We start from the raw sequence: 19,853 nt of genomic DNA on the forward strand, positions 1-19,853 counted from the left end.
TGCGCCCGACACGCCGGCGAGTACGTCAGAACCAGAGCGCCACGCGGTGGTCGTCGTCCGTGACGTACACCGGGCGGCCGTCGAGCTCGGCCACGCCCTCGACATTGTGGAACCCGTTGATCGGCCCCACCACCTCGGGCGTGATCACGAAGGTGTCGCTGTCGGGCAGCCGGAACCGCAGGTGCCGGCACGGCACCCCGCCGCCGTGCGGGTGGTCGTCGAGCAGCACGGACTCCTTGCCCACGGCGTCGATCGAGCCGACCACCGCGTCGAACGAGCCGTCCGGCCGGGCGGACAGCGCCCGGATCCCGGTCAGCACGCCCTCCTCGGCGGCGTCGAGCACGTGCACGGCCGCCACCTTGGGTTCGCCGCCGTCGAACAGGTCCCCCGCGTCGGCGAGTTCGACCACGATCGGCGCGCCGTCGGCGGTCACCGGGAACCGCAGCCCGAGCAGGAGGCTGCCCGACGGGGTGAACGCCGCGCCCTCGATGTTGACCGGCAGGTCGCCCTCGACGATCCGGGTGATCCACTTCTTGCCGCGTTCGGTGCCCCGGTTGAGGGTCTCCACGATGAACCGCTGGTGCACCGTGCTCCCCGGGGCGAGCGGCGCGATCCCCGCCCCGGTCAGGGCGTCGTTGATCGCCCGGTGCAGCCGGAACTGGTTGCGGGCCACCTCCAGCCGCACGGGACCGGGCCCCGCCGCGTCGGCCTCCCGGAACCGGGCCGCGAACGCCCGGCGGGGCTGCAACGGCCCGCGCTTGCTGCCGAAGTGCGAACCGAGGACGTAGACGTACCCGTCCCGGTAGGCGAGGGCCTCGGAGTCCTCGGTGCGGCCGGCCTCCGCCCCGGCCTCGGTGGCCAGCAGGTGCGTCGACCAGGTGCCGTCCGGGGCGCGGCCGAGCAGGGCGATCGACTCCTCGACCGGGCCCTCGTCGAGCACGGTCCACAGTGCGGCCGTCCAGCCGCGCGCGGCGAGCAGCTCGGGGGAGCGGACGGTCAACAGGTCGGAAGCCTCGTTGACGCCCACGGACAGTTCGACGGTGGCATGCGTGGTCACCTGCCGAGCGTACTTCCAGGACCGGGTCCGGGTGGGAGAGCTGTGGCGCACAGTACCCCCGGAAAAGGCTCTAGACCTCGATCTCCTCCTCGATCTTGCGCAGCTGGTGGCGGGCCATCGCCAGGTTCGACCGGTTCTTGTGCAGTGCCAGGTAGATGAACAGGCCGCGCCCGGAGTGCCCGGTGATGGGCCGGATCATGTGGTACTGGCTACCCAGCGTGATCAGGATGTCCTCGATGCTGTCCTGGAGGTTGAGCATCTCCATCGCCCGCATCTTGGCCCGCACCACGTCGGTGTTCCCGGCGGCGGCCACCGACAGGTCCAGCTCCTTGCCGCCGCCCAGGATGCCCAGGGCCATCCCGCTGGAGTAGTCGACGATCGCCACCCCCAGGGCGCCCTCGATCGACATCGCGTCCTTCAGCGCCGTGTCCATGTTCATGGTGCTTCCCTTCTTGGCGTTCACGGGTTTCTCCTTCACGAGGGGTCCTATGACAGTCGGGTGAGTGCGGCGTCCACCAGCGCGCCGATCCGGTCGGCGGATCCGCGCGCCTCCAGGTGCAGCCGGCCGATGTTGGTGTCCGGGCCGGTCAGGACGGTGAGCAGGGCGGACTGGCCGGCGGCGTACACGCCGACGTGGCCGTGGGCGGCCCGGGTGACGGTGTCGCGGAAGGTGCCCCGGTCCAGCGCGCCGGCCAGCTGCTGGCCGAGGGCGAGGTACGCCGCGGACAGCGCCGCCAGCATGTCGGGTTCGACGCCCGACACGTCGTGGGCGATCAGCAGCCCGTCGGTGCTCGCCACGGAGCTGCCCACGGTGTTCCGGAGCCGGCTCCGGAGTTCCTTGAGCTCCCCCAGTACCTCGACCTGAACGTCCATCCGCAGTCTCCTCCCGGGATTCGCCCGCCATCGAAAGAACCTCACAGCTTCCCCAGGGCGGCGCGCACCCGCAGCAGCACGTCCGTACTCGGCGCCTCGGCGGGCCGGACGTCGCGCCGCGCCCACGGCGAACCCGGCATCGGCCCCCGGCGGGGCAGCTCGTCGGCGAGCAGGGCGGCGACGGGCGCGGCCGGCGGGTACGCGCGCGGCGGGGCCGACAGCAGCCCGGCGGCCACGAGCCGGCGCGCGTCGAGGGTGACGGCGAACGCGGACCGGCCCAGCCGGCAGGCCAGGTCCAGCGGGGAGCGGCGCCCGTCGGCGTTGGCCACGAGTTCCCACTGCACGTCGGTGAGCGTGACCCGGCGGTGCGGGATCCGGGAGACGGGGACGAGTGGCGCGGAGTCCACGGCCGGGTCGGGCCAGGCCTCGGCGAGCAGGCTGGACCGCCGGGCGAGCTCGCGTTCGAGGACGGGGAACGGGGTGCCGAGGACGTTGTCCAGCGGGTGGCGGGACTCGGGGACGAAGCCGAGCGGGCCCGCGCCGGGGCCGAGGACGAAGTAGGCCGCGTCGATGGTGGCCGACCGGACGCACAGTTGCAGCTCGCCCGGGGTGAGGTGCCCGCCGCCGGTCAGCTCCTCGGCCGCGCCGGGCCCGGACACCGCGTCCCAGGTCTCCGAGCTGATCCGCCCCGAGGCGGTGAGCAGCCGGCCCACTCCGGGCACGGCCGGGCAGGTCGCGTAGCCGAGCAGGCCCGCCACCAGGTACAACGTGCCACCGGGGCGGCCGGCCAGGTGCGCCGCGCCGGTCGCGCCCGACGTACACAGCTGGGCCAGTTCCTCCAGGAGCCCCACTCAGCCCACCAGCTCCTCGATCAGCAGCCGCAGCCGCCGCCGGGTGAGCGCGATGTTGCCGGTCTCCCGGTCGAGCCACAGGTGCAGGACGAGCCGGCTGTCGAACCGGACCGGCAGGCAGTGGAACACGTGGTAGCCGGAGGCGGCCGTGACGACGATGTCCTCCAGGTCGTCCCCGCCGGGGGCGGAGGCGAACGCGGCGGTGTCGAGCATGGCGTGCATCAGCTCGGCGGTGCCGGCGGCGGTGGCCTCCGGACTGTTCCCCGGGACCGCGCCGACCGTGTCGACCGGCAGGCCCGTGGTGTAGTCGATGAGGCTCGCGCCGCGGGCTCCGTTGATCGTCATCGCCTGACGGAGGAGGCCGTCGATGTCGCGCACTCCAGCAAGCTACCCCGTGGAAACTCTCCAAATTGGAGATGTGACTGTCCGGTATTCGATGCGTCCAGGACGTATAGAAAGCGCTTTATCGGGAGGTGAGAAGGGCGACTTATGGTAAAAAGCTCATTGGCACGCCCAGACCTGGACATCGATAACCGCTTATGTCACTGTGGGCTGGAATTTCGGCCCCTGGAGGATCCATGCGTCGTCTGTTCGTCGTCGGACTGGCCCTGGTCGCCGCCATCGCGGGGACCCCGCCGGCGCACGCCGCCCCGCGCGCCACCCAGAGCGAGCCGATCTACTCCTACACCGACGCGATCCGCGAGGCGGTGTACGTCGAGACACCGTTGGACAACGACGGCAACGGCGTGCGGGACACGGTGGCCGTCGACATCGTCCGGCCCCGCGAGCCCGCCCAGGCCGGCGCCAGGGTCCCCGTGATCATGGACGCCTCGCCGTACTACCAGTGCTGCGGCCGGGGCAACGAGAGCGAGAAGAAGGTCTACGCCAACGGCGTGGTCACCAAGTTCCCGCTGTACTACGACAACTACTTCGTCCCGCGCGGCTACGCCTTCCTCGCCGTGGATCTCGCCGGCACCTCCCGCTCGACGGGCTGCATGGACGTCGGCGGCCCCGAGGAGGTCCTCGGCGCGAAGGCGGTGATCGACTGGCTGAACGGCACGGCCACCGCCCGCACCGCGACCGGCGCCCCGGTCGTCGCCACCTGGGCCACCGGCAAGGTCGGCATGATCGGCAAGTCCTGGGACGGCAGCGTCGCCAACGGGGTCGCCGCCACCGGGGTCAAGGGCCTGGCCACGATCGTGCCCGTCGCCGCGATCTCCAGCTGGTACGACTACAACCGGGTCAACGGGGCCGTCAACCCCCGGGTCAGCTCGGTGCCGAGCCTGCACAGCCTGGTCAACGGCCGCCCGGCCGGCACCTGCACCGCCGTCGCCAACGCCCTGAGCACCGGCTCGGACCCGGCGACCGGCAACTACAACGCCTTCTGGAACGCGCGCGACTACAAGGCCAAGGCCAGCCAGGTGAAGGCCAGCGTGTTCGTCGTGCACGGCATGAACGACCTGAACGTCGCCGGGGTCAACTATGGACAGTGGTGGGACGCGCTGGCCGCCAACAACGTGCCGCGCAAGATCTGGCTGTCCCAGGAGGGGCACGTCGACCCGTTCGACTTCCGCCGGCAGGCGTGGGTGGACACCCTGCACCGCTGGTTCGACTACTGGCTGCTTGGCCTGGACAGCGGGATCATGTCCGAGCCGATGGCCTCCGTCGAGCGCGGCGCGGACGTCTGGGCCGACTCCACCAACTGGCCGCCCGCCGGCACGGTCGACGGCGTCTACTCCCTGAAGGCCGGCACCCCGGGCGACCTGAGCCTCGCCGCCCCCGTGGCCGGCACCACCAGCATCTCCGACTCGCCGAACGCCAGCGAGACCACGACCATCACCAACCCGACCCAGAACAAGAACGGCCGCAAGGTGTACTGGACCGCGCCGCTCACCGCGCCCCTGCACCTGGCCGGCACCCCCACGATCACGTTGCGGGTGAAGTCGAGCAAGCCGACGACGATCCTGTCCGCGCGGCTCGTCGACTACGGCACCGCGACCCGGGTCAACTACCGCAGCGCCGGCGAGGGGATCACCACGCTCGCGGGGGAGTCCTGCTGGGGACCTGCCACGCCCGCCGACGACGCCTGCTACAAGAACACGGCCAAGACGGTGGCGACCGCGGACCTGGCCGTACTCAGCCGGGGCTGGATCGACGGCGCGCACCGGGACTCGCTGAGCAGCCCGACGAACATGGCGGCCGGCACCTGGTACACGGTGACCTGGAAGCTCCGCCCCCTCGACCAGGTACTGGCCACCGGCCACCGGCTCGGCCTCGTACTCAGCCTCAGCGACCAGGAGTTCGTGTCCCCGAAGTCCACCGGCGCGACCGTCGACATCGACCTGGGCCGGAGCCTGCTGCGCCTGCCCACCGCCCCGGACGCCGTGGCCGGGCTGACCGCCGGAGAGTCCACGATCACGGTCGAGGCCCCGGACGCGCCCTCGGCGGTGGACTTCCGATAGCCCTCTGACCTGCGGAGCAGCGCTTCCCGGTCCCACGAGTTGGGAGCCGGGAAGCGCCCGCGGGCTAGGATGACCGGGTCCTGGCGTCGATGAAGGGAACTCGCACGTGCGGACCCGAGTGCACAACGCGGCCGTGTTCGTGGCGGCCGGAGCCCTCGCGGTGCTCGCCGGTTGCGGCACGTCGACGCCGGAGGCGACCCCGGTCGCCGCGCGGGTGAGCCCGTCGGAGGCCGCGCCGAGTCCGTCCGCCGCGCCCACCCCGGCCGCGCCCTCGCCGTCCGCGACGCCGTCGCCGTCCGGCCCGAAGGCCCCGGGCATGGTGACCACGGGCCTCGCCGGCAGGACGATCGTCATCGACCCCGGGCACAACCGGAACAACTACCAGCACGTCTCCGAGATCAACAAGCAGGTCGACGCGGGCAACGGCATGAAGGCCTGCGACACCACGGGCACCCAGACCAACGACGGGTACTCGGAGGCGGCGTTCACCTGGGACGTCTCGACCCGGCTGGCGACCCTGCTCCGGGCGGCCGGCGCGAAGGTCGTCATGACGGTGGACGCGGACACGCCGTGGGGCCCGTGCATCACCGACCGGGCCAGGATCGGCAACCAGGCGGGCGCGGACGTGGTGATCTCCGTGCACGCGGACGGCGGGCCGGCCGGCGGCTCCGGGTTCCACGTGATGGAGCCCGGGTTGGCGAGCCCGACGAAGGCCGACTCGCACCGGCTGGCGATCGCCGTCCGCGACGCGTACCGCGCGGGGACCGGCCTGCGGACCGCCAGCTACATCGGACAGGACGGCCTCAACCCGCGTACCGACATGGGTGGGTTGAATCTGAGCACTGTTCCGAAGGTGATGTTGGAGGCCGGCAACATGCGGAACGCCACGGATGCGGGCCTGATGAAAAGTCCGGACTTTCGCCAGAAAGCAGCACAATCGCTGGTCACCGCCCTAAGCCGGTATCTCAGCTAATTGGACATATGGGGTAAGATCCGCTAATCATGCCTAAAGGCTGGTGGTTCTCTCCCAAGGATGGTGCTGTGCGAGTACATTCCCGGCTTGCTGCGGCGGTTGCCGCCGGCTGGATAATCATTGGTTCCCTGTCCCTTCCCGGTGCGGCCCAGGCCACGCCCGTCGCACCTGCGGCCCCGGCCGCTCCCGCCGCTCCCGCCGCCGCCCCGGCCGCTCCTGCCGCGGTCGCCGAGGACGGCAAAGGCACTGACTGGGCCGACGCCCCGGACAGCTACCTGACCAGCCTCGCCGTCAACGGGCCCCGGCACACGTACTCCGAGGTCACGAAGGGTCAGACCTTCGCCCTCGGCAAGACGGTCGACTTCGAGAACGACGGCCACCCGAGCATCAAGGCCCAGGGCGACGACAAGCTCGGCACGGACGACGAGGACGCCTTCCCGAACCCGCTGGTCCTGGACCGCAGCGGCGCCACGATCGACCTGCCGGTGCCCGTCACCAACACCGGGCACATCGCCGGCACCCTGGCCGGCTGGCTCGACTTCAACAACAACGGCAAGTTCGAGGCGAGCGAGCGGGCCGTGTCCCCGTTCGCCGGGAACGCCACCTCGGTCGTCCTGACGTTCACGGTGCCCGCCGCGACCGAGGGCGACACCTACGGCTACGTCAACGACTCCCCGTTCATCCGGGTCCGGATGTACCCGGGCGCGAACTCCGCCCCGACCGTCTTCGGCGCCACCCCCGGCGGCGAGGTCGAGGACCACCCGGTGGTGTGGGGCACGACCCCGAAGCCTTCGGCGACCCCGTCCGTCAAGGGGCAGCTCCCGGTCACCGGCCAGAGCAACGGCAACGTCTGGTCGACGCTGATCCCGGTGGGCGCCGGGCTCCTCCTGCTGGGCGGGGTCCTGGTCGGCTGGGCGTACCGGCGGCGGCTGATCGTCCGCGCCTAGCGTTCGTCTTCCCGGGGCGTCCCGGTGGCAGGCCCGTGACGGGCGGCCACCGGGACGCCTCCGTTTCCGGGGCCGGTCGCCGACGCCCGGCCCGGGTTCCGTGGCGTTGGCCGGTCGCGGTCCCGTCGTCCCGGGCCGGTCCGCCCCGCCAACCGTGCCGGCATGCTGTGCGCGTCGGCCCCCAACCGGACACCACGGACCCGAGGCTCTAGCCTCACGGCATGGAGATCACTCGCGAGGTGGCCGTCATCGTCCTCACCGATCCCGCCGGTCGGGTGCTCATGCAGCACCGCACCGAGGACGCGCCGGTGTCTCCGGGCCAGTGGACGCCCCCCGGCGGCCGGCTGGAGCCGGGCGAGACCCCGCTGCTCGCCGCCCAGCGCGAGCTGTACGAGGAGACCGGCCTCGTCGCGTACCTCAAGGCCGTCCGGGTCGTCGAACTCGGCGCGACCGACGGGGTCGGGGTGCGGTTCCACATCTTCTCCGGCACCACCGAGGCGACCCAGGACGAGGTGGTGGTCGGGGAGGGGCAGGCGATGCTGTTCCTCACCCGGGAGGAGATCGCGGCCAAGGAGCTGACCGGCATCGCCCGGGTGATCTTCCCCTAGACGTTCGCCCCGGACGAGGACCCGACCGGGCCGTAGTCCACAGGCCGCCGTGGCCCGTTGTCCACAGGTCGGGGAGCTCCGCCGCGCGTTGTCCACAGGCCCGTGGTTGTCCACAGGGCGTAGCCGGGTTGTGCACAGAGCCTGTGGATAACCCTGTGCACAACCTGTGGATAAGTTGTGGACAACCCTGTGGGTAACCTCTCTTCCTTGTGGATAACCTGTGGATAACCGCAGGTCGAACGTAGGCTCGGGCGCATGGCGAACAAGAGCAAGCTGCCGCTCGCGCTGGGCATCGCCGCGCTACTCCTCGTGATCGGCGTCGGTGTCCTGGTGTTGTCCACAGGCGGCAAGGACGAGGACAAGAAGGTCGCCCAGCCGACCCCGTCGGCCACGGGCCCGGTCCGGGACGCCGGCTTCGAGTTCACCGCGGACAAGGTCGAGTGCGGGGTCGAGAAGGTCGGGGCCGACGCGCTGACCAAGACCCCCCAGGGGCAGTTCTGCCTGGTCACGCTCGGGGTGAAGAACACCGCCGCCGGGGGCCAGCTGTTCACCGACTCCCTGCAGCGCGCGTTCACCGACGCCGGGGCCGAGGTCCGCAGCGACCCGGTGGCCGGGGTCTACGCCAACGGCGCGAACCAGGCACTCGTCAAGGAGATCCCGGCGGGTACGACGGCCACCGGCATCGTCGTGTTCGACATCCCCAAGGGCGCGAAGCTGACCCGGTTGGAGCTGCACGGCGGCGTCACCGGTTCGGGCACGGTGCTTCCGGTCAGCTAGTCCGAGGTCCCGGGCCCGCTCCCGGCCGTACCCGTCGTCTTCAGGCCTCGGTCTGGGACCCGGGCGGGTCGGTCAGCGCGCTGAGCGCCCGGATCAGGAACTCCCGGAACTTCTCCTGCTCCTCCGTCGTGAACCCCGAGATCAACCGCGCCTCCACGGCCAGGTTCCCCGGCTCGGCCCGCTCCAGCAGCTCCAGTCCGGCCGGCGTGGCCTTCAGCACCAGCACCTGGGAGTGCACGTCCGACCGGTGCTTCTCGATCAGGCCCTTGGCCAGCAGGTTCGCGGTGATCGTGGACATGGTCTGCGGGGTCACCAGGCACACCCGGGCGAGCTGGGCGGCCGAGAAGTTGTTGGGCGAGGCCGCGAGCACCAGTAACGCGAGGTGCTGCGGCACGGTCAGCCCGGTCTCCCGGAACGCGTCGGCCTTGGCGGCGGTCAGCGTCTGCTCCAGCCTGCGTACGAACATCCCGAGTTGCATGGTTGGCACACTATCAGTGCTCTGATAGTCTCGGCCCCAGAACAATCAGAACACTGATAGCTGGGAGAGTACTGATGCAGCAGCGCACCCTGGGCACCACCGACCTGACCGTGGGCGCGGTCGGCCTCGGCTGCATGGGCATGACCTGGGCGTACTCGACGGGGACCCAGTCGCCCGACGAGCACATCAAGGTCATCCACCGGGCCATCGACCTCGGCGTGACCCTGATCGACACGGCCGACATCTACGGGCCGTACGACAACGAGGAGCTCGTCGGCCGCGCGCTGGCCGGCCGCCGCGACGAGGTCGTCCTCGCCACCAAGGCCGGGCTGGTCCCCGCCCCGTTCCCCGCCGCGATGAAGCCCGACGGCCGCCCCGAGCACATCCGGGCGGCGGTCGACGCGTCCCTGAAGCGGCTCGGCGTCGACCACATCGACCTGTACCAGATGCACCGCGTCGACCCGGCCGTGCCGATCGAGGAGTCCTGGGGCGCGTTCGCCGAGCAGGTCGAGGCCGGCAAGGTCCGGTACCTGGGGCTGTCCGAGGTGACCGCCGAGGAGGCCGCCCGCGCGCACGCCGTGCACCCGGTCGCCAGCATCCAGTCCGAACTGTCGCTGTGGACCCGGGACTACCTCGACGAGGTCCTGCCCTGGACGAAGGCCAACGGGGCCGCGTTCATCCCGTTCTCCCCGCTCGGCCGGGGCTACCTGACCGGCGCGCTCGCCAGCCTCGACGACCTGGAGGAGGGCGACCGCCGCCGGCTGATGCCCCGGTTCTCGGCCGAGCTGATGGCCGCCAACCAGAAGCTGGTCGACGCGGTCCGGGTGATCGCCGACCGGCACGGCGCGAAGCCCGGTCAGGTGGCGCTCGCGTGGACCCTCGCGCAGGGCGAGCAGGTGGTGCCGATCCCGGGCACCAAGCGGATCTCCTACCTGGAGGAGAACGCGGCGGCGGCGGATCTCGTCCTCACCGCCGAGGACCTCGCGGACCTCGACACCCTGCCGACCCCCGAGGGCACCCGCTACTGATCCGCGGAGGCCGGCGGTCGGCCCGCCCCGATCAGCGGAACCAGCGCGGCGACCGGGCCGGAGCCGGTCCCCGGACACACGAACGGCCCGTCCTCCACTCGGAGGGCGGGCCGTTCGCAGGGGGGTGTCAGCGCGCGTACTTGGGCCGGGCGTAGGCGGTCGGGGTGTCCCCACCCATGTCCACGCCCTCGACCTTGACGTTCTGGCCGGGCTGCGGGGCGTGCACGACCAGGTTGTTGCCGATGTACAGGGCCACGTGCCGGTCGCCGCCGTAGAAGATCAGGTCACCGGGCTGGAGCTGCGACCGGGTGATCGGGGTCGACGCGTCGCGCTGCCAGCCGGTGTAGTGCCCCATGGACACGCCACCCGCGGCCCACGCGGCCATCGTCAGGCCGGAGCAGTCGTAGGCGTCCGGACCGCCGGCGGCCCACACGTACGGCTTGCCGATCTGGGCCATCGCGAAGGTGACCGCCTTGCCGGGCGGGCCCGGGATGAACGGCGGCACGTAGTCGATCCGGGTGCCGTTGCGGCTCGCCCGGTCCTTGTACGCGGCGGTCCGCTGGGCCTGGAGGGCGTCCATCTCGCCGGTGATCGAGACCTTCTTGGCGGAGAGCTCGGACTCCATCTTCTGCTGCGAGTCCAGCAGGGCCTGGATCTTCTTCTTCTCGGCGTCGAGGGGAGCCTTGAGCCGGTTCAGCTCGTCGATCTGCTTCTGCTCCGACGCGCTGATCGCGTCGAGGAGGGTCAGCTGTTCGAGCATCGAGTCCGCCGAGCCGCCGCCGAGGAGGGCGTTGGCGGTGCTGGCCTTGCCGCCCTTGTACGCGGCGGCGGACATCAGGCCGATCTGCGCGTACGCGACGTCGACCTTGTCCTGGAGGGGCTTGACCTTGAGGGAGGCGGCCTCGACCTCGGCCTTGGTGGTCTTCAGCGTCGCGGCAGTCTTGTTGTACTGCTCGATCGTGCCCTCCAACGAACTCCACTTGGAATCCAGCTGGCGCTCGATCTCGTCGACATCGTCGGCGTGCGCGCTGCCCGCGAAGGACATCACGACGGAGGCGGTGACGGCGACGACGGCTAAATAGGCTCCGCGGACGGATTTCACCTGGGCTGCTGACTCCTTCTTCCCTCAGCCGCCTACCGGGTTAGCTGACGGGTTCGGGCGGGAAGATCGCCCTACCGCCACTACGAACAGTGACGGATTCACCCCAACTAGCTCTGTGGGTCCCCGATTCGCCACAGGGCGACTCGGCGGCATTCGACCGGTGCTCCCCCCGTCGGGTCGCTGTACCCGGACGAACGGTCCCAAGGCTAGACGCTGGACTGGGGGGTAACAAGTTATCTGCTGATGCCACTTCGTGCGGTAGCTACCCAACTACCTAACGATGAATTCGCCGTGTGGTTACCTTGACGACTATGAGGCTCGTGACCTTGGGTGACATCCAGAAAGCCGCCACAACCATTGCGGGTACCGTGCTGCGGACCCAACTCGTGCCGTGCGCGTGGGCCGACGCCGACCGGCCACTCTGGCTGAAGCCGGAGAACCTGCAGCCCATCGGTGCTTTCAAGATCCGTGGCGCGCGCAACGCGATCCGCCCGGACATGCCCGGGGTCATCGCGTACTCGTCGGGCAACCACGGCCAGGCGGTCGCGTACGTGGCCCGGCAACTGGGCATGCCGGCCATCATCGTCGTCCCCGACACCACCCCCGAGGTGAAGATCGCGGGCATGCAGAACCTCGGCGCGGATGTGATCGTCGTCTCACCCGGCGAACGGGAGGCGCGGGCCCTCGAACTCGTCGCCCGGCACGGCTACCCGCTCATCCCGCCGTTCGACCACTTCGACATCATCGCCGGGCAGGGCACCGTCGGGCTGGAGATCGCCGAGGACCTGCCGGACGTGGAGGTCGTGCTCGTACCCGTCAGCGGAGGTGGTCTGCTCTCCGGGGTCGGCACCGCGATCCGCGCGCTCGCCCCGAACGCGAAGGTGATCGGCGTCGAACCCGCGCTGGCCGCCGACGCCCGGGAGAGCCTCGCCGCCGGCCGGGTCGTGTCCTGGCCGCTGGAGGAGACCGAGAAGACCATCGCCGACGGTCTGCGCAGCCCGCGGCTGTCCGAGCTGACGTTCGCGCACATCCGCGAGGTGGCCGACGCGATCGTCACCGTGACCGAGGAGGAGATCGGCGCGGCCGTGGGCGTGCTCGCCCGGTCCGCGCGGCTGGTGGCGGAGCCGAGCGGGGCGGTGTCCACGGCGGCGTACCTCTACCACCGGGAGGAGCTGCCGCTCGGGCGGACCGTCGCGATCATCTCCGGCGGGAACATCAACCCGGCGCTGCTGGCGGCCCTGGTCTGACGCACGCGACGGGCACCGGCCCCAGCCCCGGCCCGACCGCGGAGCTGGCCGGCACCCGGCCCGACCCCGGGAGTGGTCTGGGCGAGGCCTGACCTGGCCCGACCCGAGGTGCCGGCCCGGCACAGGATGCCGGGCCGTCGCCGGTCAGCCCGCCAGGCCCACCACGTCCAACAGCCACGCGTTCACGTACGACTCCTCTTTCCACACGTCGTACCGACCCGACGGGCCCATGTGCCCCGCGCCCATCTCCGTCTTGAGCAGCACCGGACCGCCCCGCCCGACGACCCGCAACCGGGCGACCCACTTCGCGGCCTCGTGCACGCCGACCCGGGGGTCGTTCAGCCCGGCCATCACGAGCAGCGCCGGGTACTCCTGGGCCGTGACGTTCTCGTACGGGGAGTAGGACTTCATGTACGCGTACACCTCGGGGTCGGCCAGCGGGTTGCCCCACTCGTCCCACTCCACGACGGTCAGTGGCATCGACGGGTCGAGGATCGTGTTCAGCGCGTCCACGAACGGCACCTGCGCGACGATCCCGCCGAACGCCTCCGGCGCGATGTTCGCGATCGCGCCCATCAGCAGGCCGCCGGCCGACGCGCCCCGGGCGACGGTGCGCTCCGGGCTCGTCCAGCCGGCCGCCGCCAGGTGCCGCGCGCACGCCACGAAGTCGGTGAAGGTGTTCTTCTTGTGCAGCAGCTTGCCGTCGTCGTACCAGTGCCGGCCCATCTCGCCGCCGCCGCGGACGTGCGCGATGGCGAACGTGACGCCCCGGTCCACCAGGGACAGCCGGGCGATGGAGAACCACGGGTCGATGCTGGTCTCGTAGCTGCCGTAGCCGTACAGCGACAGGGGGGCCGAGCCGTCCCGGGGCGTACCCTTCAAGGTCATGATCGAGATGGGTACCCGGGTGCCGTCGGGGGCCGTCGCCCACTCGCGGAACTGCTCGTAGCGCTCCGGGTCGAAGTCGCCCAGCACCGGGCGGCGCTTGAGCAGGGTCAGCTCGCCGGTGGCGATGGTGTAGTCGTACACCGAGTCGGGGGTGGCCAGGGAGGTGTAGGCCAGCCGGAACGTCGACGCCGGGTAGTGCGCGTTGCCGGTGGGGGACACGTCGTACACCGGCTCGGGGAACGTCAGTTCGCGCGGCTCGCCGTCGTTGGGCAGCACCCGCAGACCGGTCAGGCCGTCGCGGCGGAAGTGCACGACCGCGTGGTCGGCGAACGCCTGCACGTCCAGCAGCCGGGTGTCCTCGCGGTGCCCGATCACCTCGTGGAACTGGTTCGTGTCGTCGACCGGGGTCCAGCCGAGGACGAAGTTCTCCGCGTCGTGGTTGTGCAGTACCCAGAAGCGGTCGCCCTGGTGGTCGATCTGCACCTCGACGCCCTCGACCCGGCCCGCGCCGAACACCGCGAACCCGCCCGTCGGGTCGTCCGAGGACACGAACCGCAGCTCGCTGGTGATCTTGCTGCCGATGTCGATGACCAGGTAGTCGGCGGACCGGGTCAGGCCCACGCTCACCCAGAACTTCTCGTCGGTCTCGTGGTGGACCAGCACGTCCGGCTCGGTGGAGCCCAGGGTGTGCCGCCACACCTGGTGCGGGCGCCAGGCCTCGTCGACGGTCAGGTAGAACAACACGTCGCCGGCCCGCGACCAGGCGGAACCGTGGAAGGTGTTCGGGATCTCGTCGGGGAGCACCTCGCCGGTGACCAGGTTCTTCACCCGCATCGTGTACCGCTCGTCGCCCGAGTAGTCCGTCGAGAACGCGAGCAGGGTGCCGTCGGGGCTCGGGTCGTACGTCCCCAGGGAGAAGAAGTCCTTGTCGCCGGCCAGCTCGTTCTCGTCGAGCACGACCTGCTCGCCCGGGAGCGGCGCGCCGTCCGGGGACACCTGCGGGACCGCGTCGCCGGAGACGGGCACCCGGCAGTGGATGCCGTACTGCTTGCCCTCGACGGTGCGGCTGTAGTACCAGAAATCGCCCTGCCGGGTCGGGACCGACAGGTCCGTCTCCTGGGTGCGCGTCTTCAGCTCGGTGAACAGCGTCTCGCGGAGCCCGGCGAGGTGCGCGGTCGCCTGCTCGGCGAAGGCGTTCTCCGCCTCCAGGTAGCCGATGGTGTCCGGGTCGGTCTTGTCCTGGAGCCACGCGTACTCGTCGACCGTGGAGTCGCCGTGCTGCACACGGGTCGTGGGAACCTGCTTGGCGAGCGGGGGAACTGCGTTCATAGCGGGCAACGCTACCCGAGGTCAGCCCGGGTTGCGCAGCACCAACAACGCGATGTCGTCCCTGGGCTGCTCCGGCGAGAACGCCAGGGCCGCGGCGCGCAACCGGCTCGCCACCGCCTGCGCCGGCAACCCGGTCAGGCCGGCCAGCTCCTGGCGGAGGCGGTCCTGGCCGTACAGCTCGTCGCCGCGCCGGCGCTCCGTCACCCCGTCGGTGTAGAAGACCAGCGCGTCGCCCGGCGCGAGCCGGACCGTGGCCAGCGGGGTGCGCACCGTGTCCAGCAGGCCGACCGCCGTGCCGCCCTCGCCGACCAGCGTCGTGCCGCCGTCCTCGTGCAGCAGCACCGGCTTGTCGTGCCCGGCCAGGCACAGCTCCAGCTCCACCACCCCGTTCGTCGACCGGGTCACGATCGCCGCCGCCAGGGTGCAGTGCTTGCCGTCGCCGCGTTCGAGCATCGTGGTGTTGAGCAGCTCCATCGTCCGGGGCAGCGAACGGCCGTCGCGGACCAGCACCCTGACCACGTCGCGGACCAGGCCGGTGAGCGCCGCGGCCTGCGCGCCCTTGCCGCACACGTCCCCGATGGAGACCAGCCAGGTGTACGCCTCGCCGCCGTCCCCGGCCGGGTCGCCCAGCGGCAGCACGTCGTAGAAGTCGCCGCCGACATCGGTGCCGGTGCTCGCGGGCACGTACTCCGCGCCGAACTCCAGCCCCGTGGACAACGGCAGCGCGGCCGGCAGCAGGGCCCGCTGGAACGCCTGGGCGATGTTCTCCCGCTCGGCGTGGATCCGCGCGTTGTCCAGGGCGAGCGCGACCCGCCGGGCCAGGTCGGCGACCACGGCGACCTCGTCCACGCTGTGCAGCCGGTCGAGGTGCCGGCCCACCGACAGCGTGCCGAGCAGCTGGTCCCGGGCGATCAGCGGCACGGCCACGCCCTCGAACGGCCGGGGCAGGGTGACCGGGGCCCGGGAGGTGACCACGTCGCGGAGCCGGGGGGCGACCTCGTCGAGCTCCTGGCGGAGGACGGGCAGCGCGTTCTCGTCCCGGTGCAGCCAGGTCGCCAGGGTCAGGTTGCCCCACTCGTCGGCGCTGTGCACCGCGCACCAGTCGCCGAGCCGGGGCACGACGAGCTGCGGGATCAGGGCCAGGGTCAGTTCGGGGTCGAGGGACTGGGCGAGCAGCTCGCTCGTCTCGGACAGGAACGACAGCCAGTCCCGGCGCTGCGGGGACGCCGGGGGCTCGGTGTGCGACGGCGGCGTACGGTCCAACCGGAACCACACCCCCTTGCGGTCCTCGCCGTGCGTGGTACCCCACGCGCTCGCGAACTGGTCGACCAGCAACAGCCCTCGCCCGCCCTCGCTGAAGTGGTCCGGCCGGGTGGCCGGTCCGATGTCGCCGCCCACGAAGTCGGTGACCGTGACCGTGACCCCCGCGTCGTCCACCTGGACGTCGACATCGATGTCAGTACCGGCGTGCACGACACCGTTGGTCGAGAGCTCCGTGGTCAACAGCAGAGCCTCGTCCAGCAGCTCCGCCAGGCCCGCCTCCGCGAGAACCTCGCGGACGGCGGCACGGGCGTGCGCCGGTGACTGGTGGTCGGCTGGCAGTCGAAGCCGTCGCCGGGCGTGCGTGGGCACGGGTGAAGTCTCTCCTGACCGGGTACTTTTCCGCTAGTTCATGGCCGAGATAGTGATCAGGGTGCCGGGTTCTCGCCATTTGCGCCATCGCAGGGGAGGATGGGGCGATGGACTCCGCGCTGCTCACTCAGCTCGTTGACGCGTTGGGGCGTGTCCAGCAGGGTGACTTTCAGGTACGTCTGCCCCAAAACTCCTCCTCCGAGGGTGCCGACGAGGTCGCTGACCGGTTCAACAAGGTTGTCGAACAGCTCGAGCGCCGAAATCAGGACCTGATCAGGATCGCGCAGATCGTCGGCCGGGAGGGTGAACTCACCGAACGCCTCGACGTGACAGATCACCCCGGCGAGTGGGGCGGCGGGGTGCGCGCCGTCAACGCGCTCATCGACGACCTCGGCCGACCGACCACGGAGATCGCCCGCGTGATCGTCGCCGTCGCGGACGGCGACCTGTCGCAGAAGATGGCCCTGCAGATCGACGGCCAGCCGATGCGGGGCGAGTTCGCCCGGATCGGCCGCACGGTGAACACCATGGTCGACCAGCTGTCCTCCTTCGCCGACGAGGTGACCCGGGTCGCCCGCGAGGTCGGTACCGAGGGCAAGCTCGGCGGCCAGGCGAAGGTCACCGGCGTGTCGGGCACCTGGCGGGACCTCACGTACAACGTGAACTTCATGGCGTCGAACCTGACCGCCCAGGTCCGTAACATCGCCTCCGTCGCCACCGCCGTGGCCAAGGGCGACCTGTCGCAGAAGATCACGATCGACGCGCAGGGCGAGATCCTCGAACTCAAGAGCACGATGAACACGATGGTGGACCAGCTGTCCTCCTTCGGTGACGAGGTCACGCGGGTCGCCCGCGAGGTGGGTTCCGAGGGCAAGCTCGGCGGCCAGGCGCAGGTGCGCGGCGTGTCCGGTACCTGGAAGGACCTCACCGAGAACGTCAACCAGCTCGCGTCCACCCTGACCACCCAGCTGCGGGCCATCGCGCGGGTGTCCACGGCCGTGACCCGGGGCGACCTGACCCAGCGGATCACGGTCGCCGCCCAGGGCGAGGTCGCGGAGCTGAAGGACAACATCAACCAGATGATCGTCACGCTCCGCGAGACGACGAAGAAGAACGCCGAGCAGGACTGGCTGAACTCCAACATGGCCCGGGTGTCCGGCCTGTTGCAGGGCCAGCGCGACCTCGGCGAGGTCTGCCGCATGATCATGGACGAGGTGACCCCGCTGATCGAGGCGCAGGTCGGCGCGTTCTTCCTCCAGCAGGAGGGCCAGGACGGCACGACCCGGCTCCGGCTCACCGGCTCCTACGGGTACGTGCCCGAGGGCCACGCCGTCGTGTTCGCCCCCGGCGAGGGGCTCGTCGGCCAGGCGGTCGCGGCCCGGCGCACGATCCGGGTCACGTCCACCCCGCCCGGCTACCTGACGGTGCGCAGCGGGCTGGGCAGCGCGCCGCCCGCCGACGTCGTCGTGCTCCCGGTGCTGTTCGAGGGCCAGCCGCTCGGCGTCATCGAGTTCGGTTCGCTGTCCACGTTCTCCGAGCTGCACCTGACGTTCCTCGACCGGCTGGTGGCCACGATCGGCGTCGCGCTGAACACGATCCGGGCCAACCAGCGCACCGAGGAGCTGCTCGCCCAGTCGCAGCGCCTGGCCCTGGAGTTGCAGGACCAGTCCGGGGAGATGTCGCGGACCAACCTCGAACTGGAGGAGAAGGCCGCGCTGCTGTCCGAGCAGAACCGCAACATCGAGATCAAGAACCAGGAGATCGAGATGGCCCGGCTGGGGCTGGAGGAGAAGGCGCAGCAGTTGGCGCTGGCTTCCCAGTACAAGTCGGAGTTCCTGGCGAACATGAGCCACGAGCTGCGTACCCCGCTGAACTCCCTGCTCCTCCTCGCCCGGCTGCTCGCCGACAACACCGAGCGCAATCTGTCCGAGAAGCAGATCGAGTTCGCGCGCACCATCCACAACGCGGGCTCGGACCTGCTGTCCCTCATCGACGACATCCTCGACCTGTCGAAGATCGAGGCCGGCCGGATGGACGTCGAGGCCAGCAACGTCGAACTGAGCGAGATCTCCGAGTACGTGGAGCGGGCGTTCCGCCCCCAGGCCGAGGAGAAGGGGCTCAAGCTCCGGGTCGACAGCACCGCGGACCTGCCCGCCACCGTGCTCACCGACGCGCAGCGGCTCCAGCAGATCCTGCGCAACCTGCTGTCCAACGCGGTCAAGTTCACCGACGCGGGTTCCGTGGTGCTCACCATCGGGGTCGCGCCCCGGGGCACCCGGTTCGGGGTGCCGACCCTGGACGGGGCCGAGCACGTGGTGTCGTTCGCGGTGCAGGACACCGGCATCGGCGTACCCGAAGAGAAGCTGTCCTTGATCTTCGACGAGTTCCAGCAGGCCGACGGCACGACGAGCCGCAAATACGGGGGTACGGGCCTCGGCCTGTCCATCAGCCGCAAGCTCGCCCAGCTGCTCGGCGGCACGATCACGGTCGAGTCCGCGCCCGGCACGGGGTCCACGTTCACCCTGTTCCTGCCGGACGTGCTGCCCGGCCTGGCCCCGATCCGGCCGATCCAGCTGCCGTCCCGCCCCGCGCCCAGCAGCCAGCCGACCATGCGGGCCGCCAACGCCCCGGCGATCCTCCGCCAGCCGGCCGGCCCCGAGCAGCGGGTCACCAGCACCACCCAGCGGCTCGACGGCGCGTGCGTGCTGATCGTCGACGACGACGTCCGCAACGTGTTCGCCCTGACCAGCGCGTTGGAGCTGCACGGCATGACCGTCCTGTACGCCGACAACGGCGCCGAGGGCGTCCGCCTGATCACGGAACACCCGGAGGTCGACATCGTTCTGATGGACGCGATGATGCCCGACATGGACGGCAACGAGACGACCCAGGCGATCCGGCGGATCCCCGAGTTCGTGGACCTGCCCATCGTGTTCCTCACCGCCAAGGCCATGCCCGGCGACCGGGAGAAGGCGCTCGCCGCCGGGGCCAGCGACTACATCACCAAGCCCGTCGACCTCGACGACCTGCTGGAGCTCATGGGCGGGTGGGTCCAGTGACCGCTTCTCCCAAGGTCCTCATGGTCGACGACCGCCGGGAGAACCTCGTCGCGCTCGCCGCGATCCTCCAGGGGCTGGCCGTCGAGCCGGTGACCGCGTCCAGCGGGGAGGAGGCGCTCAAACGCCTGCTCACCGACGACTTCGCGGTCATCCTGCTCGACGCGCAGATGCCCGGTATGGATGGATTCGAGACGGCGAGCCACATCAAACAGCGCGAGCGGACCCGCTATGTGCCGATCATCTTCCTCACGGCCGTGGACCGGGACTCACACCTGGCCTTCCGGGGGTACGCGGCCGGCGCCGTCGACTACCTGACGAAGCCGTTCGACCCGTGGGCGCTGCGGGCGAAGGTCTCGGTGTTCGTGGACCTGTGGTCGAAGAACAAGCTGCTGATGGAGCAGGCTTCGACGGCGGCGAAGTACGCGTCGTTGGCGGCGGCCGTGGACGAGGCCGTGGTGTTGCTGGAGCGCGGGGAGGCCGACGAGGCGGCGAAGGTGTTGGGGCAGGCGCGGCCGTCGGGCTGAGGCCCTGGCTTCCGCTGA

At 70.8% G+C, this 19,853-nt stretch carries 18 protein-coding genes and 1 riboswitch; of the genes, 9 read left to right on the plus strand and 9 right to left on the minus strand.

The annotated features are described in order from the left end of the window. Nucleotides 1-25 precede the first annotated feature (25 nt). The 5 genes from AB0M43_RS14910 to AB0M43_RS14930 all read right to left on the minus strand — a co-directional run bounded on the left by AB0M43_RS14910 (nucleotide 26) and on the right by AB0M43_RS14930 (nucleotide 3,159). On the minus strand, nucleotides 26-1,057 hold the full coding sequence (locus AB0M43_RS14910) for a hypothetical protein (RefSeq protein WP_363724796.1): 1,032 nt from the start codon (nucleotides 1,055-1,057) through the stop codon (nucleotides 26-28). Nucleotides 1,058-1,127: 70 nt separating this feature from the next. Then, a complete protein-coding gene (locus tag AB0M43_RS14915) occupies nucleotides 1,128-1,496 on the minus strand; it encodes a hypothetical protein (RefSeq protein ID WP_363725749.1) in 369 nt (122 codons plus the stop codon). A gap of 47 nt (nucleotides 1,497-1,543) precedes the next feature. Next, the gene (locus AB0M43_RS14920; protein WP_363724798.1) at nucleotides 1,544-1,930 is read right to left on the minus strand and encodes a roadblock/LC7 domain-containing protein; all 387 of its coding nucleotides are present in this window, start codon (nucleotides 1,928-1,930) and stop codon (nucleotides 1,544-1,546) included. Between the two features lie 41 nt (nucleotides 1,931-1,971). Then, nucleotides 1,972-2,781 carry an ADAM 12 protein gene (locus AB0M43_RS14925; RefSeq protein WP_363724801.1) on the minus strand — a complete coding sequence of 270 codons (810 nt, stop codon included), beginning with the start codon at nucleotides 2,779-2,781 and terminating at the stop codon, nucleotides 1,972-1,974. Continuing rightward, nucleotides 2,782-3,159 (minus strand): hypothetical protein, encoded by a 378-nt coding sequence (locus AB0M43_RS14930; protein WP_363724803.1) that lies wholly within the window; start codon nucleotides 3,157-3,159, stop codon nucleotides 2,782-2,784. Nucleotides 3,160-3,359: 200 nt separating this feature from the next. Here AB0M43_RS14930 and AB0M43_RS14935 point away from each other — a divergent pair, with 200 nt between their 5' ends. The 5 genes from AB0M43_RS14935 to AB0M43_RS14955 all read left to right on the plus strand — a co-directional run bounded on the left by AB0M43_RS14935 (nucleotide 3,360) and on the right by AB0M43_RS14955 (nucleotide 8,548). Further along, complete coding sequence (locus AB0M43_RS14935) at nucleotides 3,360-5,243, plus strand: Xaa-Pro dipeptidyl-peptidase (protein ID WP_363724805.1); 1,884 nt, start codon at nucleotides 3,360-3,362, stop codon at nucleotides 5,241-5,243. A gap of 106 nt (nucleotides 5,244-5,349) precedes the next feature. Then, nucleotides 5,350-6,216 carry an N-acetylmuramoyl-L-alanine amidase gene (locus tag AB0M43_RS14940; protein ID WP_363724807.1) on the plus strand — a complete coding sequence of 289 codons (867 nt, stop codon included), beginning with the start codon at nucleotides 5,350-5,352 and terminating at the stop codon, nucleotides 6,214-6,216. 68 nt (nucleotides 6,217-6,284) lie between these two features. Continuing rightward, entirely contained in the window at nucleotides 6,285-7,163 is an 879-nt protein-coding gene (locus AB0M43_RS14945; protein WP_363724809.1) for a GEVED domain-containing protein, read from the plus strand. Nucleotides 7,164-7,384: 221 nt separating this feature from the next. Beyond that, nucleotides 7,385-7,771, plus strand: a complete 387-nt coding sequence (locus AB0M43_RS14950; RefSeq protein ID WP_363724811.1) for an NUDIX domain-containing protein — start codon at nucleotides 7,385-7,387, stop codon at nucleotides 7,769-7,771. Nucleotides 7,772-8,026: 255 nt separating this feature from the next. Beyond that, nucleotides 8,027-8,548: a DUF4352 domain-containing protein gene (locus tag AB0M43_RS14955; protein WP_363724813.1), complete on the plus strand. Its 522-nt coding sequence runs from the start codon at nucleotides 8,027-8,029 to the stop codon at nucleotides 8,546-8,548. 40 nt (nucleotides 8,549-8,588) lie between these two features. Here the strand turns inward: AB0M43_RS14955 and AB0M43_RS14960 are convergent, their stop codons facing one another. Further along, nucleotides 8,589-9,026, minus strand: a complete 438-nt coding sequence (locus tag AB0M43_RS14960) for a MarR family transcriptional regulator (protein WP_363724815.1) — start codon at nucleotides 9,024-9,026, stop codon at nucleotides 8,589-8,591. Between the two features lie 74 nt (nucleotides 9,027-9,100). Here AB0M43_RS14960 and AB0M43_RS14965 point away from each other — a divergent pair, with 74 nt between their 5' ends. Beyond that, nucleotides 9,101-10,054: an aldo/keto reductase gene (locus AB0M43_RS14965; RefSeq protein WP_363724817.1), complete on the plus strand. Its 954-nt coding sequence runs from the start codon at nucleotides 9,101-9,103 to the stop codon at nucleotides 10,052-10,054. Between the two features lie 127 nt (nucleotides 10,055-10,181). On the opposite strand, the gene AB0M43_RS14970 is transcribed toward AB0M43_RS14965, so the two are convergent. Next, entirely contained in the window at nucleotides 10,182-11,156 is a 975-nt protein-coding gene (locus tag AB0M43_RS14970; protein ID WP_363724819.1) for an NlpC/P60 family protein, read from the minus strand. 14 nt (nucleotides 11,157-11,170) lie between these two features. Then, nucleotides 11,171-11,315: riboswitch (cyclic di-AMP (ydaO/yuaA leader) on the minus strand. A 152-nt stretch (nucleotides 11,316-11,467) separates the two neighbouring features. Between AB0M43_RS14970 and AB0M43_RS14975 the strand changes: the two genes are divergently transcribed. Beyond that, the gene (locus AB0M43_RS14975) at nucleotides 11,468-12,403 is read left to right on the plus strand and encodes a threonine/serine dehydratase (protein ID WP_363724821.1); all 936 of its coding nucleotides are present in this window, start codon (nucleotides 11,468-11,470) and stop codon (nucleotides 12,401-12,403) included. Nucleotides 12,404-12,547: 144 nt separating this feature from the next. Here the strand turns inward: AB0M43_RS14975 and AB0M43_RS14980 are convergent, their stop codons facing one another. Beyond that, complete coding sequence (locus AB0M43_RS14980; protein ID WP_363724823.1) at nucleotides 12,548-14,620, minus strand: S9 family peptidase; 2,073 nt, start codon at nucleotides 14,618-14,620, stop codon at nucleotides 12,548-12,550. A 21-nt stretch (nucleotides 14,621-14,641) separates the two neighbouring features. Beyond that, nucleotides 14,642-16,252 (minus strand): SpoIIE family protein phosphatase, encoded by a 1,611-nt coding sequence (locus tag AB0M43_RS14985; protein ID WP_363724825.1) that lies wholly within the window; start codon nucleotides 16,250-16,252, stop codon nucleotides 14,642-14,644. 107 nt (nucleotides 16,253-16,359) lie between these two features. Between AB0M43_RS14985 and AB0M43_RS14990 the strand changes: the two genes are divergently transcribed. Beyond that, nucleotides 16,360-19,311 (plus strand): ATP-binding protein, encoded by a 2,952-nt coding sequence (locus AB0M43_RS14990; RefSeq protein WP_363724827.1) that lies wholly within the window; start codon nucleotides 16,360-16,362, stop codon nucleotides 19,309-19,311. Continuing rightward, entirely contained in the window at nucleotides 19,308-19,835 is a 528-nt protein-coding gene (locus AB0M43_RS14995; RefSeq protein WP_363724829.1) for a response regulator, read from the plus strand. The genes AB0M43_RS14990 and AB0M43_RS14995 overlap by 4 nt, the downstream gene beginning before the upstream one ends. The last annotated feature ends 18 nt before the right edge of the window (nucleotides 19,836-19,853 follow it).

The organism is Longispora sp. NPDC051575 (genome assembly GCF_040681875.1).
Taxonomy (GTDB): Bacteria; Actinomycetota; Actinomycetes; order Mycobacteriales; family Micromonosporaceae; genus Longispora.